The sequence below is a fragment of the Microbacterium sp. genome, assembly GCF_031178525.1.
Taxonomy (GTDB): domain Bacteria; phylum Actinomycetota; class Actinomycetes; order Actinomycetales; family Microbacteriaceae; genus Microbacterium.
This window is the reverse complement of sequence record NZ_JAPSJA010000041.1, coordinates 1-15,043: the sequence shown is the minus strand read 5'-3', so window position 1 is coordinate 15,043 and position 15,043 is coordinate 1. Positions and strand designations below refer to the sequence as shown.

Genomic DNA, 15,043 nt, shown 5'->3' with positions numbered 1-15,043 from the left:
TGCTGAGCTCGATCCTGGCCATCGGATCCCTCGTGGGGGCGCTGCTGGCGGCTCGTCGCGCCCGTGCGCGGCTGCGAGTCGCGATCCTCGCGACCGGCGGCTTCGGCGTCGTCTCGATCGTGTCGGCTTTCATGCCGATCTACTGGCTGTACGCGCTGTGCCTGGTGTTCGTGGGCTTCACGGTCGTGACCACGCTGACGACCGCGAACGGCTACGTCCAGACGACGACGGACGCCTCGCTGCGCGGCCGCGTGCTCGCGCTGTACGTCGCGATCCTGATGGGGGGCACGCCACTCGGCGCGCCGCTGGTCGGATGGATCGCGGCCGAGTTCGGCCCGCGGGCGGCGATCCTCGTCGGCGCGGCCGGCGGACTGGCCGCGTGCGCCATCGGGCTGACCTGGGTCATCGCGTCGGGCCGCCTGCACCGCCGCCGCGACGAGGGGTTCGGCCTGACGCTCGAGGAGACCCGGCCGATCGAGGTCATCACGCGCCCGCAGCCGACGATCGCGCCCGAGGAGTTCAGCGACCAGGGTGCCCAGACGGCGGCCATCCGCCTGATCGACGAGGACGACGACCTCGACGATCGCCCCGCCCGGCGCCGGTAGCCGGCGGCGGAGCACGCCCCGCCTCTCAGACCCTCGCTGCCCAGTTCGCCAGGCGGGCGATGAGCGCGCGGTGCGAGGGGGAGTCGTACGAGCGGGCGTCGTGACCGAGCAGGTCGACCGCGATCCGGCTCGCGCCGTGGGTGCGCACCCACACCACCGGATGGGCGACGCCCGCGTGCTGATGCGTCGCGACCACCTCGCGGTCCCCGAGCGCCTGCAGGAAGGCGTAGCGCTCGTCGAAGGCCGCGAGTGGCTCCGCGCCGGCGAGGGGATGCGCGGTCCACGCGAACGATGCCTCCGAGATCGGCGGGTGCATCGAGGCGCCTGGGAGCCACACGCCGCCCACCGCCGGCGCCCACGCGGCGTGGTCGCGCAGCGAGGAGAGCGCGGCGTGCATCGCGAGCACGCCGATGCCGCGCTCCAGCGCCTCCTCGAGGCCGGCGACCGACGAGGCGGCCGCTCCCGCGGCGGGCGGATCCTCGGCCCACGGATCACCGGCGTTCACCACGAGCAGGTCGGCGCCGTCCAGCCGCTGCAGCGCGTCGTCGACGGGCGCGACCCCCACGGCGAGGCCGGCCTCCTCGAGCACGCGACGCAGCCGATCCGACGTCTCGGCGAAGGGATGCCACGGGTCGGCGTAGCGGCCGGTGCCGGTGGCGATGACGGCGAGAGGGGACATGCGCCCATCCCACCACGCGAGCAGGCAGGGTCGGGCCCACCGGGCACGGTGACGCCTGCGGGTTCGGCGAGCCGGTGCCTGGTCGGGGCCGGATCCCCGCGCCCGGGGCGCGCATAGGCTGGGTCCATGCACGGCGAATACAAGGTGCCCGGTGGCAAGCTCGTGGTCGTCGACCTCGAGGTCGTCGAGGGGAGGATCGCCGACTTCCATCTGGCGGGCGACTTCTTCCTGGAGCCGGATGACGCGCTGCTCGACATCAACGCGGCCGTGAACGGACTGCCCGACACCGCCGACGTGCCGACGATCGCGGCCGCCGTGCGCGGTGCGCTGCCGCCCGGCGCGCAGCTGCTGGGGTTCACGCCCGAGTCCGTCGGCACGGCGGTGCGGCGCGCTCTGGTGACGGCGTCGGCGTGGACGGACTTCGAGTGGGAGGTCGTCGACGACCCCGCCGTCTCGCCGCACGTCAACCTCGCGCTCGACGAGGTGCTCACCGGGCGCGTCGGCGACGGGCGCCGCAAGCCGACCCTGCGCATCTGGGAGTGGGATCAGTCGGCGGTCGTGATCGGCTCCTTCCAGTCGTATCGCAACGAGGTCGATCCGGAGGGCGCGGCCCGCCACGGCTTCGACGTCGTGCGGCGCATCTCGGGCGGCGGCGCGATGCTCATGGGCGCCGGGCAGATCATCACGTACTCGCTGTACGTGCCGGGCTCGCTCGTGGCCGGTCTGACGTTCGCCGACTCGTACGCGTTCCTCGACGACTGGGTGCTGCAGGCGCTGCGGTCGATGGGCATCGATGCGACCTACCAGCCGCTCAACGACATCGCCAGCCCGTCCGGCAAGATCGGCGGCGCGGCGCAGAAGCGCCTGGCGAACGGCGGCGTGCTGCACCACGCGACGCTCAGCTACGACATCGACGGAGAGACGCTCACCCAGGTGCTGCGCATCGGCCGCGAGAAGCTCAGCGACAAGGGCACGGCGTCGGCCGCCAAGCGCGTGGATCCGCTGCGCAGCCAGACGGGCCTGCCGCGCCGCCAGATCATCGACCGGCTGATCGCGTCGTTCCAGCAGTTCACGGGGGCCACGATGGGCGCGATCACGCCGGACGAGTACGCCGAGGCCGAGGCGCTCGTCGCGTCGAAGTTCGCCACCGAGGCGTGGCTGCACCGCGTTCCCTGACGCCGCGACCGCGCCGCGACCCATGGGCTCGAGCCGTGACCCTCGCGCAGCCGATAGCCTGACGATCGTCCGGCGGGGGCGCCGGCGACGACGCGAGGAGAGCAAGGATGCGATTCGGGATCTTCATTCCGCAGGGCTGGCGTTTCGATCTGGTCGACATCGACCCCGCGCAGCACTGGAGCACGATGCAGTCGCTGGCGATCGCGGCCGACGCCGGGCCGTGGGAGTCGCTGTGGGTGTACGACCACTTCCACACCACTCCGGTGCCGAGTGAGGAGGCGACGCACGAGGCCTGGACGCTCATGTCGGCCTTCGCCGCGTCGACGAGCCGGATCCGGCTCGGGCAGATGTGCACGTGCATGGGCTACCGCAACCCCGCGTACCTGGCGAAGGTCGCCGCGACGGTCGACCATGTCTCGGCGGGCCGGCTCGAGATGGGCATCGGCGGCGGCTGGTACGAGCACGAGTGGCGCGCGTACGGCTACGGCTTCCCGGAGATCCCGGATCGCCTGAAGATGCTCGGCGAGGGCGTCGAGATCATGAAGCAGGCCTGGGAGACCGGGTCGGCGACGCTCGACGGCGCGTACTACCAGGTGGACGGCGCGATCGTGCGTCCGCTGCCCGTGCAGGGCGGCGGCATCCCGTTCTGGATCGCCGGCGGCGGCGAGAAGGTCACGCTGAAGATCGCCGCGAAGTACGCGTCGTACACGAACTTCAACGGCGGGGTCGAGAACTTCACCCGCAAGAGCGAGATCCTGCGCGGCCACACCGACCGGCTCGGCCGCGACTTCGCCGAGATCACCCGGTCGGCGAACTTCAACACCGTGATCGGCGAGACCGAGGCGGAGGTCGCCGACCGGCTCAAGGCCATCGAGGCACGTGTGCGGCCGTACGTCGGCGACGACGCCATGGAGCGCTTCATGCACAGCTACACGGGGGGCGAGGCGCTCGTCGGCACGGTCGAGCAGGTGACCGAGCAGCTCGCGGCGATGCGCGACGCGGGGATGGGCTACGCGATCCACTACTTCCCGGAGTCCGCCTACGACCCGAGCGGCGTCGAGCTGTTCGAGCAGAAGGTCGTTCCCGCGCTGGCATGACGTCGCCGTCGTCAGGAGGCGTCGCCCGTGCGGGCGGCGCCTCCTTTTCTCGTGCGCCCGTTCCGGATGTCGCAGGCCCGTCGTAAGGTGCCGTGCATCGGGGAGGTTCTCGGGTCTTGACCCACCTGCTTGCAATTTGCAAGTATGTCCACGACGTCGACGGAGAGGTCGCCTCATGGAGCAGGACGCATCGAGCACCAGCACGACCGTCGCGCCCCCGCCGGGAGGGATGCGCACCTTCCTGCACGTGCTCGTGAACACGGCGGTCGCGAACATCACGACGAGCTTCCTGTGGTTCGGGCTGACGTTCTGGATCTACGCCGAGACGCGCAACGTGATCGCGACGGGCGTGATCGGCGGCGCCTACATGCTGTTCATCTCCGTCTTCAGCATGTTCTTCGGCACGCTCGTCGACCGCTTCCGCAAGAAGGCGGTCATGCTGTGGGCGACGGTCGTCGCGTTCTTCGTCTTCTGCCTCGACACCGCCTTCTTCTTCCTGATCGGCGAGGCGCAGATCATCGACCTGCAGCTGCCGTGGTTCTGGATCTTCGCGGTCGTGATGCTCGCGGGCGCGGTCGTCGAGCAGCTGCGCAGCATCGCGCTGTCCACGACCGTGACGCTGCTCGTGCCCGACGAGCGGCACGCGAACGCGAACGGCATGGTCGGCACGGTGCAGGGTGTGTCGATGCTCGTCACGAGCGTGCTCAGCGGCCTGGCGGTCGGTTTCCTCGGCATGGGCTGGACCCTCATCATCGGCCTCGCCGCGATGCTGATCGCCATGCTCCACCTGGCGTCGCTGCGGATCCCCGAGCGCGAGATCGTGCACGTCGAGAACCAGACGAAGTGGGTCGACATCCGCGGCGGCTGGCAGGCGGTGCTCGCGGCACCCGGGCTGCTCGCGCTCGTGCTGTTCTCGACCCTGAACAACTTCGTCGGCGGCGTCTACATGGCGCTCATGGACCCGTACGGCATCGATCTGTTCGGCGTGCAGGGCTGGGGCATCTGGTTCGCGGTCGCGTCGACCGGTTTCATCGCGGGCGGCGCGATCATCGCGGCGACCGGGCTCGGCAAGCGGCCCATGCGCACGATGCTGCTCCTGGCCGCGTTCATCGGCGGCGTGGGCGCCGTCTTCACACTGCGCGAGTGGGGGTGGCTCTACATCCTCGGCTGCTGGCTCTACATGGCGTGCATCCCCGCGATCGAGGCGGCGGAGCAGACCGTGATCCAGCGCGTCGTGCCGTACGAGAAGCAGGGACGCGTGTTCGGCTTCGCGATGACGTTCGAGGCCGCAGCGGCGCCGATCACGTCGCTGCTGATCGCGCCGATCGCGCAGGTCTGGGTGATCCCGTTCCTGCGGGAGGACGGCGAGGCGCAGTGGGCCTGGCTGCTCGGCGAGGGCGAGAACCGCGGCATCGCGCTGATCTTCCTCGTCGCCGGGGTGATCTGCGTGCTCATCGCGCTGCTGGCGTTCCTCACGCCGCAGTACCGCCGTCTGTCGACAGAGTACGCGCAGGCGGCGCCCGTCGAGGAAACGGCCGCGGACGATGCCGAGCCCTCGACGTCGACCACGCCCGTGTCCTCCAAGGCCGGTGGAGGACCGGACACCGACGGCGACCGCCCGTGATCGGGAGGGCGGTGCCGGCGGTGCGCGCCAGGTCTTCACGTGCGGGCAAGCGGACGTTCACCGGGATGGGATCGAATGCCGTCCGTGGGACGCATGCGGGCTGCCATCATCGGGGCCACGGCGGTGGGCGGGGCCGGCGTCGTGCTCGGCGGGCGTGCGCTGCTGCACAGGCAGGCCGCGATCGCCCGCACACGCATCGGCAAGCCGCACGGCGAGGAGGCGATCGACGCCGATCGCGTGTGGCGCAAGGGGTTCGACGGGCCGCCGCTCGACCTGCTCGTGCTGGGCGACTCGATCGCCGCGGGCCTCGGCGCGGAGCGCCGCAAGGACACGCTCGGTGCTCGCGTCGCGAAGGGCGTGGGCGCGCGGATCAAGCGCCCCGTCAGACTGCGCACCGCGGCGGTCGTCGGCTCCGAGTCGTCTGCCCTCCGCGCGCAGCTCGACGCACTGCCGCCCGGGTACCGGGCGGATGTGGCGGTGATCGTCGTCGGTGGCAACGACGTCACCCACCGCGTGCCGATCTCGGCGTCGGTCGCTCACCTCACCGACGCGATACGGCGCCTTCGCTCCTCCGGCACCGCGGTCGTCGTCGGCACCTGCCCGGACCTCGGCGCGCTGCGTCCCGTGCCGCAGCCGCTGCGCGCGCTCGGCTCGCGGCTCTCGCGGCGGCTTGCGAACGCGCAGGCCGTGGCAGCGTCGGCGGCGGGCGCGCGGCCGGTCTCGCTGCGCCGCGCGGTGGGAGCGGTGTTCATCTCCGATCCGCACGAGATGTTCAGCCTCGACCGCTTCCACCCCAGCGCGCTGGGCTACCGCCGCACGGCGATGGCGCTCGTGCCGGCGGTCGTCGAGGTGCTGTCGTAGGGCACCCTCCGCGGGCTCGGCGCGCGTGCGATCATCTCTCATGCCGTCCACCTCGGGGAACCTCCCGGTCGCGCCGAGCCGCGAACCGGACATCGACGACGACTTCAGTCAGGGGCTGAACCCGGAGCGGTGGGTCGCTGCCTACCTGCCGCAGTGGACCACCCCAGAGCGAGCGCGGGCGCGGTATGCGGTCGTCGATGCCGGGATCGAGCTGCGGATCGATTCGGACCAGCCCGATTGGCGCCCGGAAGATGCGCCGTTGCGCGTCTCGAACCTGCAGACCGGCGTCTACTCCGGATCCGTGGGGTCACCGCTCGGGACGCATCGCCACCGCGCGGATCTCACGGTCCGCACCGCGACGCCACAACGGCTCCTCTTCGCACCGTCACGGGGGCGGGTCGATATCACCGTCTCCGCGAGCCTCGACGCCGACTGCATGGTCGCGGCATGGCTCGTCGGAACGGAACATCGCTCCCCGACAGAGTCCGGTGAGATCTGCATCTTCGAGATCGATGCCGGCGCCATCGGGAGAACCACCGTTGCACGCACCGGACTCAAAGCCCACCACGACCCGCAACTCACCACCGACATGATCGAGGTCGCCGTCCCCCTCGACGCATCCTCACCCCATACGTGGACGGCGGTCTGGGGAGAGGGCGAGACCGTGATCGGATGCGAAGGCCGCACGCTGCGCCGCATCGCGCAAGCTCCCGACTACCCGCTGTTCCTCATGATCGACCTGTTCGAGATCGGACCGCGCGGCGGCGACTATCCCAAGACGGCCACCATCCACCGTGTCCGCGCATGGCGATGACAGGCGGAGTCGAGCGGCTCGGCGACACGCCCTCGCCCGCGCCGCCCGTTCGTCGATCAACGTGCCGGGTGAGCGCCGAGCGCGGCGCGGAGCCGGAACCGCCGCGCCGCGCTCCGGTGTGGCCCGTCAGGCCGCGGACCAGCCGCCGTCGGAGGCGAGGATCGCGCCGGTGACGTTGGTCGAGTCCTCGCTCAGCAGCCACGTGATCGATGCCGCGAGCTGGTCGGACTGCGCGACGCCGGGCAGGATCGCCATGGCGCGCTGGATGCGCTCCGCACCGAGCGGCGAGGCGAACGTGGCCTCGATGTTCGTCGCGACGCCGCCGGGGCACACGGCGTTCACGCGGATGCCCGAGCCGGTGTACATGAACGCCGCGGACTTCGTCAGCCCGACGACGGCGTGCTTCGAGGCCGTGTAGGCGGCTCCGGCGGCCGAGCCGCGCAGGCCCGCCTCGCTCGCGACGTTCACGATCTGACCGGCCGCGGCCTGCTGCATGGCGGGGATGACTGCCCGCATCAGCTTCATGGTGCCGGTGACGTTGACGTTGAACACGCGGTTCCACACGGCGTCGCTGACCTCGCCGACGGGCGTCATGTCATCCATGATCCCCGCGACGTTGGCGAGGCCGTCGATCCGGTCCCCCGCCGCCGCGACGATCTCGGCGACGCCGGCGTCATCCGTGATGTCGGCCGTGAGGACCACGATGTCGGAGTCGGCGTGCGCGCTCTTGAACTCGTCGAGGCGCTCCTGACTGATGTCGACCGCGATCACGCGGCCGCCCTCGCGTGCCACGCGTGACGCGGTGGCGCGGCCGATGCCGGAGCCGGCGCCCGTCACGATCACGGTCTTGCGGGCGAAGCGGCCAGGGGTGACCTTCTCGACGTATCCGGTCGGGGTGGGCGCGGCGACGCCCTGCTCGCCCACGGCCTCTTCCGTCTCGCCGCCGACCGCCGCGATCAGCGCATCGGCCATCTCATCCGTGAACTGACCCTGGCTCATCGACACGAGCTGAGCGAGCGTCAAGCCCTTCGCGGATTCGAGCGCGTCGACGGATCCGCCGCCCTTGGCGAGGAGTTCGGAGAAGGCGGCGTTGCCGGCCGGGTCGGCCAGCCACTCGCCGATGGTGTTGTGCTTGCTGAGTGCCATGAGGTTCCTTTCACCTGACACACGGGTAACGGACAATGCTGTCCGGTAGATACGCTACGCCGATGAGCACTTCCCGTCCACGCTCCGATCCCGACCGCGCTCCCGCGCCGAACCGCGGCCCGGCGGCGGCCGCGGGAAACCGGCGCGCACTCATCGCCGCGGCGCGCGAGATCTACGCCGAGCACGGTCCGATGGTGCCGTTCAGCGCGATCGCGAAGCGAGCCGGCGTCGGCCAGGGCACGCTGTACCGGCACTTCCCCGATCGCGTCGCGCTCGTGCTCGCCGTGTTCGACGAGAACGTGGATGCGCTCGAGGAGGCGCTGCGCGAGGGCGGCACGATCATGGCGCTGCTCGACCGCGTGATCGATCAGGCGTCGGTGTCCACCGCCTTCATCCGGCTGCTGTCGGAGCATCAGCACGACCCGCGGGCACGCGAGCTCGCGCTGCGCCTCGACCGCCTCGTCGATCTGCTGCGCGAACGCGATCAGGCCGCGGGTCGCATCGGCTCGCACGTGCAGACCATCGATGTCCAGCTCGCGATCAGCATGCTCGCGCACGAGCTCGCCTCGACCGCCGCCAGCGATCGCGCGACGGTCGCCGCGCGCGCTCGTCGTCTGTTCGAGCTCTCCTTCCGTCCGGCCTAGGTGCTGCCCGGCGGATTCGCCGCCGGTCGAGGCACGGCGATCCGGGAGCCGACGACGCCGCCGAGGTCCTTGCGCGTCTCCGACGCGGCCGTCAAGCGCTCCGACGGGATTGAACGGGCGTGCGAGAGTGGGACAAAGGACTCGAGGGGACGACCACATGTTCTTCAAGCGCCGCCGCACGCCCGTGAGGATCGAGACGCCGACGCCGACGCCGACGCCGCCGGTGCGCCGGCTGTGGACCGACAGCCTCGGGAGCGTCGCGACGCGGTCGATCCAGATCATCGCGATCGTCCTGCTCGCGGCGGGTGCGATCTGGGGCCTGCGCACGCTGACGCTCGTCGTCATCCCCGTGCTGCTGGCCCTGATCCTGGCCTGCGCGTTCGAGCCGCTGATGCGCGCCCTGAGGTCGCGCGGTGTCGGCTCGCTGCCCGCGACGCTGATCGTGCTGGCGCTGATCCTCGTCGGCCTGGGCCTCGTCGGCTGGCTCATCGTGTCTGCCGTGCGCGATCAGTGGGACGAGCTCTACCAGCAGGCGAGCGAGGGCGTCCAGCGCGTGCTCGACTGGGCCCGGACGGGGCCGTTCCACATCGACGACCAGCAGGTCCAGGAGTGGATCGCTCAGGCGACCGACTTCCTCACGAGCTCGCAGTTCGGCAGCGGAGCGCTCGCCGGCGTCGGCGCGGTGACCGACTTCGTCACGGGACTCGTGCTGATGGTCGTCGTGCTGTTCTTCTTCCTGAAGGACGGCCCGGAGCTCTGGGAGTTCCTGCGCCGCCCGTTCACGGGCGCGTGGCACGCCCGCGCGCGCCGCGCGGGACGGACGACGGTGGACACGTTCGGCGCGTACATCCGGGGCACCGCGACGGTGGCGGCCGTCGACGCGATCGGCATCGGCATCGGACTGGCGATCCTGCAGGTGCCGCTGTGGCCCGCGCTGGCCGTGCTCGTGTTCGTGCTCGCCTTCATCCCGATTGTGGGAGCGGTGCTCGCCGGCGTCCTCGCCGCACTCGTCGCCCTCGTGGCGAACGGCCTCGTCACTGCGCTGATCGTCGTCGGCATCATCGTCGTCGTGAACCAGCTCGAGGGCAACTTCCTGCAGCCCGTGCTGATGGGACGCGCGCTCAAGCTTCACAGCCTCGTCATCCTGATCGCCCTGACCATCGGCACCGTGACGGGCGGCATCGTCGGCGCGGTGCTCGCGGTGCCGCTCACCGCGGTGGCGTGGGGCATCGTTAAGGTGTGGGACGGGCCGGATCTGCCGGCCCGCTGGGCGCGCCCCAAGGATCTGGACGCGCGCGCCTGAGCCGCCGCGCCCTGCGCTCGGCGGGATGAGCGGCGGCTCGTGGTGAACGGGGGACGACGGCGCCCGAGCGCAACCCCCTTTCGCCGGCCCCGCTGGGTGGGATGGCATGGGGAACATGACAGCGTACGGGTACCACTGTTCGCACGAGCAGATCGCTCCGTCCCGGCTTGTGCGCCACGCCGTGCGCGCGCAGCAGGCCGGGTTCGACGCGGCGATGTGCTCCGACCACCTCGCGCCGTGGCTTCCCGAACAGGGGCACAGCGGCTACGCGTTCTCGTGGCTCGGCGCGGCCCTGCAGGCGACGAGCCTGCCGTTCGGCGTCGTCACGGCCCCCGGGCAGCGCACGCATCCGGTGACGACCGCGCAGGCGATCGCGACTCTGGGCGAGATGTTCCCCGGTCGCTTCTGGGCGGCGCTGGGCTCCGGCGAGGCGATGAACGAGCACGTCACGGGCGATCCGTGGCTCGACAAGGAGACCCGCGAACGGCGGTTGCGCGAGTGCGTCGACGTCATCCGCGCGCTGCTCGCGGGAGAGGAGGTCACGCATGACGGGCTGGTCCGGGTCGACCGGGCGCGCGTGTACTCGCTGCCGGCCGAGCCGCCGCCGCTCCTCGCCGCCGCGGTGTCCCTCGAGTCGGCCGCCGAGCACGCCGCGTGGGCGGACGGCCTCATCACGGTCGGCAGCGAACCCGGCGCCGCCCGCGATGTCGTGCACGCGTATCGCGACGCGGGCGGACGCGGGCCCGCGAGGCTGCAGGTGCACATCGCCTTCGCCGAGGACGAGGCCCGTGCGCTCGACATGGCCCGTCGCGACTGGCGCAATGCCACGATCGGTGCGCCGGAGTGCTGGGACATCGCGTTCCCCGACGAGTTCGCGAGCCGTTCGGACGGCGCGACCGACGACCAGCTGCGCTCCGCGATGATCGTGACGTCCGATGCGGGCGCCCTGCGCGATCGGCTCGCCGAGCTCGCGGACGCCGGCTTCGACGACCTCATGCTGCACCAGGTGGGTGCAGAGGCCGACGACCAGGAGGCGTTCATCGACCTGCTGGGCGAGCGCATCCTGCCCGAGCTGCGGGGCGCGTCGTGACGCGCTACCGGATCTCGCAGAACCAGATGCTCCAGGGCGCCCGCCGCGCGCCGATCCCGATCGACGCGGCGGACCTGTGGTGGCGCCACTCCGTCTTCTACTGCCTCGACATCGAGACGTTCCAGGACTCGGACGGCGACGGCGTCGGCGACATCCCCGGACTGATCTCGCGCCTTCCGTACCTCGCGGATCTCGGCGTGACGTGCCTGTGGCTCATGCCGTTCTTCCCGACCGCGCACCGCGACGACGGCTACGACATCACGGACTTCTTCTCGATCGATCCGCGTCTCGGCACGCTCGGGGACATGGTCGAGCTGCTCCGGGTCGCGCGCGGGATGGGCATCCGGATCATCATCGACTTCGTCATGAACCACACCTCCGACCAGCACGCCTGGTTCAAGCAGGCCCGGAGGTCGAGGGACGATCCGAAGCGCCACTGGTACGTGTGGCGCGACGAGCCGCCCGAGAACCCGGATCCGCCCGTCTTCCCCGACAAGGAGGACAGCACGTGGACGCGCGACGAGAAGACGGGTCAGTACTACCTGCACCACTTCCTGCATGATCAGCCCGACCTCAACGTCGCGCTGCCCGACGTGCGCAGGGAGATCGACAAGAACCTCGGCCTGTGGCTCGAGATCGGCGTGTCCGGCTTCCGGATCGACGCCGTGCCGTTCATGTTCAACAGCGGCCCCGGCGATGCCGGAACGGGCGGATCCAACGCCGGAGGCACGGGAGCCGACGGCACCGACACGCATGAGTACAACGGCGTGGACCACCTCGCCCGTGTGCGCGAGTTCCTCTCCCGCCGCAGTGCCGAGGCGTTCCTGCTCGGCGAGGTGAACATGCCGTACGAGCAGGGGAAGCAGTGGTTCGGCAAGGCCCGCGACGGCCTGCAGCTGCAGTTTGACTTCCCCGCGATGCAGCGGCTGTATCTCTCCCTCGCGCGCGGCGACGCGCGGGCGCTCGGCGACATGCTCGCCTCGCGGCCGGAGGTGGACTCGTCGCAGCAGTGGGCGAACTTCGTGCGCAATCACGACGAGCTCACGCTCGACCAGCTCGAGCCCAAGGAACTCGACGAGGTGTTCGAGGCGTACGCGCCGGAGGAGGGCATGCGCGTCTATGGGCGCGGGATCCGCCGCCGGCTGCCGCCGATGGTGCAGGACGAGCGCGCCGTGCGCATGGTCTACGCGCTGACCTTCGCGCTGCCGGGCACGCCGATCCTGTTCTACGGCGAGGAGATCGGCATGGGGGAGAACCTCGACGTCGGCGGCAGGCTGGCGGTGCGCACGCCCATGCAGTGGGCGAGCGAGGGCGGCTTCTCGACCGCGCGGCCGTCGCAATGGGTGCGCCAGGCACCTACGGGACCGTACGGTCCCGAGCATGTCAATGTCGACGACCAGCTCGCCGACCCGGGCTCGCTGCTGTCCCATGTGCGGCAGCTCATCGGCCTGTACCGCTCGACTCCCGAGCAGGCGTGGGCGCACCTCCAGGTGCTGCAGGGCGGGCCCGCTGAGGTGCTCGCGCACGTCTGCCGCGGCGAGGACTGGGCGATGCTCGCGCTGCACAGCTTCGCCGACAAGGGCACGTCGGTCCGGATCACGGTGGACGCGGACGACGCGATCCTCACCGACCGGATGACGGGTGCGGCGATCGACGCGACGGCTCCGCTGGCGCTCGACCTCGAGCCCTACGGCTGGCGCTGGTTCCTGCTGCACCCCGCCGATGCGGAGGTCACGGTGCGCTGAGCGCGAGCGCGCGCCTGCGGACGTGCGGAACGCCCGGCCTCCCGAGGGAGACCGGGCGTTCCTCGCGTGATCAGCGCTTGGTGATCTGGATCACCGACGGGCGCGGACCGCCCCACTTGCCGCCGCGCACCGCGCCGGGCTCGATGTAGTCGGGGAAGTAGGAGTGCTGTGCGCTCCATTCGCCGTCCTCGCCCGGGTGCTGCACCGCGACGAACACGCTGCCGTCCTCGTCGTGCACGACCGGGCCGCAGGTCTCGGCCTCGGTGGGCACCGCGAGGAACTGCTGCACGCGGCCGCGCTCGCGGCCCTCGAGCGGCACGCGGAACAGGCCGTCGTTGTAGCCGATCGTGCCGGGCTGGCCGTCGGTCGAGATCCACAGGTTGCCGTCCGAGTCGAACGTCAGGTTGTCGGGGCACGAGATGGGCGACACCCGGTCGGCCGGGTACCCCGCGAAGTACGTGTTCGGGGTCGTGGCGGGGTCGCCGCACAGCAGCAGGATGCTCCATCCGAACCGCGTCGACGAGTTGTCGCCGGCCGCCTCGGTGATCTCGATCACGTGGCCGTCGCGGTTGGAGTTGCGCGGGTTGGTCTCAGTCGCGCCCTCCTTGCCCGCCTTGCCGCGGTCGGTGTTGTTCGTGCAGGCGACGTACACGCGGCCGGTCTTGGGATTGGGCTCGACGTCCTCGCAGCGGTCCATCTTGGTCGCCCCGACCGCGTCGGCGGCGAGGCGGGTGTTCACGAGCACCTGCTCGACCGTGAAGCCGGGCACCTTGCTGCGGCCGTGGACCATCAGCGGCACCCACTCGCCCGTGCCGTCGAACCGGCCGTCCGAGGGGAGCGCGCCCGTGCCGGTGATCTCCTCGACGGGCGAGTCGCCCGAGAACTTCGCGACGTACAGCGATCCGGCGCTCAGCAGCTTCTTGTTGTGGGCACGGGCCCAGCGGCTGTTGCCGCGCTGGTAGCGCTCGGACGAGACGAACTTGTAGAGGTAGTCGAAGCGCTCGTCGTCGCCCATGTACGCCACCGCGTGGCCCGAGCGGCTGATCGTGACGTTGGCGCCCTCGTGCTTCATGCGACCGAGGGCCGTGTGCTTGACCGGCGGCTCGTGGGGGTTCTCGGGGTCGATCTCGACGATCCAGCCGAAGCGGTTCGGCTCGTTCTCGTAGCCGGGCTGCCGCGCGTCGAAGCGGGGGTCGACGGCCTCCCAGCCGTAGCTGGAGGGGTTCGCGCTGAGACCGTAGCGCTTCTGCTCGGGCGAGACGCCCGGCGCCACGAAGTAGCCGTTGAAGTTCTCCTCGCCCGACAGCACCGTGCCCCACGGGGTCGTGCCGCCGGCGCAGTTGCCGAAGGTGCCGACGGGGAACCGGCCGGCCGGGTCCTCGACCGTCTTGAGCAGGTCGGAGCCGGCCGCGGGGCCGGAGAACACCATGCGGGTGTCGGCGGTGATGCGGCGGTTGCGGCGGCCGCCGATGCGGTACTTCCACGGCTCGCCCGAGCGGCGTCGCTCGAGCTCGACCACGGCCATGCCGTGCGCGGCCTTCGACACGCGCAGCTGCTCGAGGCGCTCGCGCTCGTCGGACGCCGGCGGGAACATGATGCCCGGGTTGACGTACTCCTGGTTCGCGACCAGCAGTGCCTCGCGGCCGTTCCGCTCGACGAGGATGTCGAGGTAGTCGTTGTTGTAGCCGAACTGGCGCGCCTGCTTCTCGGCGGTCTGGTGGTGCGGGTCGAACGCGTCGCGGCGGCTGAACAGCGGGTCGCCCCAGCGGATGATCGGCGTCCAGCGGAAGCCGCGCGGCACCGTCACGGCGTCGACGTCGGCGGGCACGGGCGGGATCGGCTCGAAGCCGAACGCGCGCCCGCCGCCGCGGCCCGTGGCCACCGCGGTCGTGACCGAGGCGGCGGCCGGGTCGGCGCCCGCGATGGCGGACGTCAGGACGATCGCGCTCGCCGCGGCGGCGCCTCCGGCCAGGACGGCGCGGCGGCTGAGCGCGGCGTCGGCGATGTCACGGAAGTACGCGTTGTCCGACGTGTTCGGCACCGGGTGGAAGCACGCGTTGTCGCACTTGTACATGCAGGTGACCGGGCTGCGCTTGCCGTGCGTGCGACCCGTCATCAGGAGGTTCAGCAGAGGACGGCGACGCGTCTCGTCTTCGGGACGGATCACCGCATCGGAGTGGGGGGATGTGAGCGTCATGCGCCCCAGCGTCCTCGCCGTGATTGAACGGCAGGTGACCATTCGGGCCGCGCGGGTGGGGA

The 15,043-nt window shown here is 71.2% G+C and carries 13 protein-coding genes; 10 read left to right on the top strand and 3 right to left on the bottom strand.

Annotated elements, in window-relative coordinates:
• The coding region (locus RIF89_RS04770; RefSeq protein ID WP_309067995.1) for an MFS transporter at positions 1 to 605 on the top strand (605 nt) is incomplete at its 5' end.
• Between the two features lie 25 nt (positions 606 to 630).
• Here the strand turns inward: RIF89_RS04770 and RIF89_RS04765 are convergent.
• On the bottom strand, positions 631 to 1,284 hold the full coding sequence (locus tag RIF89_RS04765; RefSeq protein WP_309067994.1) for a ThuA domain-containing protein: 654 nt from the start codon (positions 1,282 to 1,284) through the stop codon (positions 631 to 633).
• A gap of 126 nt (positions 1,285 to 1,410) precedes the next feature.
• On the opposite strand from RIF89_RS04765, the gene RIF89_RS04760 reads away from it, so the two are divergent.
• The 5 genes from RIF89_RS04760 to RIF89_RS04740 all read left to right on the top strand — a co-directional run bounded on the left by RIF89_RS04760 (position 1,411) and on the right by RIF89_RS04740 (position 6,856).
• Positions 1,411 to 2,460 carry a biotin/lipoate A/B protein ligase family protein gene (locus RIF89_RS04760; protein WP_309067993.1) on the top strand — a complete coding sequence of 350 codons (1,050 nt, stop codon included), beginning with the start codon at positions 1,411 to 1,413 and terminating at the stop codon, positions 2,458 to 2,460.
• Positions 2,461 to 2,567: 107 nt separating this feature from the next.
• Positions 2,568 to 3,557 carry an LLM class F420-dependent oxidoreductase gene (locus tag RIF89_RS04755; RefSeq protein ID WP_309067992.1) on the top strand — a complete coding sequence of 330 codons (990 nt, stop codon included), beginning with the start codon at positions 2,568 to 2,570 and terminating at the stop codon, positions 3,555 to 3,557.
• A 175-nt stretch (positions 3,558 to 3,732) separates the two neighbouring features.
• Positions 3,733 to 5,181, top strand: a complete 1,449-nt coding sequence (locus RIF89_RS04750; RefSeq protein ID WP_309067991.1) for an MFS transporter — start codon at positions 3,733 to 3,735, stop codon at positions 5,179 to 5,181.
• 93 nt (positions 5,182 to 5,274) lie between these two features.
• A complete protein-coding gene (locus RIF89_RS04745) occupies positions 5,275 to 6,042 on the top strand; it encodes an SGNH/GDSL hydrolase family protein (protein ID WP_309067997.1) in 768 nt (255 codons plus the stop codon).
• A gap of 40 nt (positions 6,043 to 6,082) precedes the next feature.
• Positions 6,083 to 6,856 carry a hypothetical protein gene (locus RIF89_RS04740; RefSeq protein ID WP_309067990.1) on the top strand — a complete coding sequence of 258 codons (774 nt, stop codon included), beginning with the start codon at positions 6,083 to 6,085 and terminating at the stop codon, positions 6,854 to 6,856.
• Positions 6,857 to 6,982: 126 nt separating this feature from the next.
• Here RIF89_RS04740 and RIF89_RS04735 read toward each other — a convergent pair whose 3' ends face one another.
• Complete coding sequence (locus RIF89_RS04735) at positions 6,983 to 8,002, bottom strand: SDR family NAD(P)-dependent oxidoreductase (protein WP_309067989.1); 1,020 nt, start codon at positions 8,000 to 8,002, stop codon at positions 6,983 to 6,985.
• A gap of 62 nt (positions 8,003 to 8,064) precedes the next feature.
• Here RIF89_RS04735 and RIF89_RS04730 point away from each other — a divergent pair, with 62 nt between their 5' ends.
• From RIF89_RS04730 to RIF89_RS04715, 4 genes are all read left to right on the top strand, one after another.
• The gene (locus RIF89_RS04730) at positions 8,065 to 8,646 is read left to right on the top strand and encodes a helix-turn-helix domain-containing protein (protein ID WP_309067988.1); all 582 of its coding nucleotides are present in this window, start codon (positions 8,065 to 8,067) and stop codon (positions 8,644 to 8,646) included.
• A gap of 157 nt (positions 8,647 to 8,803) precedes the next feature.
• Entirely contained in the window at positions 8,804 to 9,949 is a 1,146-nt protein-coding gene (locus RIF89_RS04725) for an AI-2E family transporter (RefSeq protein WP_309067987.1), read from the top strand.
• A 115-nt stretch (positions 9,950 to 10,064) separates the two neighbouring features.
• Entirely contained in the window at positions 10,065 to 11,039 is a 975-nt protein-coding gene (locus RIF89_RS04720) for a TIGR03885 family FMN-dependent LLM class oxidoreductase (protein ID WP_309067986.1), read from the top strand.
• Positions 11,036 to 12,784 carry an alpha-amylase family protein gene (locus tag RIF89_RS04715; RefSeq protein WP_309067985.1) on the top strand — a complete coding sequence of 583 codons (1,749 nt, stop codon included), beginning with the start codon at positions 11,036 to 11,038 and terminating at the stop codon, positions 12,782 to 12,784. The genes RIF89_RS04720 and RIF89_RS04715 overlap by 4 nt, the downstream gene beginning before the upstream one ends.
• Positions 12,785 to 12,854: 70 nt before the next feature.
• On the opposite strand, the gene RIF89_RS04710 is transcribed toward RIF89_RS04715, so the two are convergent.
• On the bottom strand, positions 12,855 to 14,981 hold the full coding sequence (locus tag RIF89_RS04710) for a PhoX family phosphatase (RefSeq protein WP_375294429.1): 2,127 nt from the start codon (positions 14,979 to 14,981) through the stop codon (positions 12,855 to 12,857).
• Positions 14,982 to 15,043 lie beyond the last annotated feature (62 nt).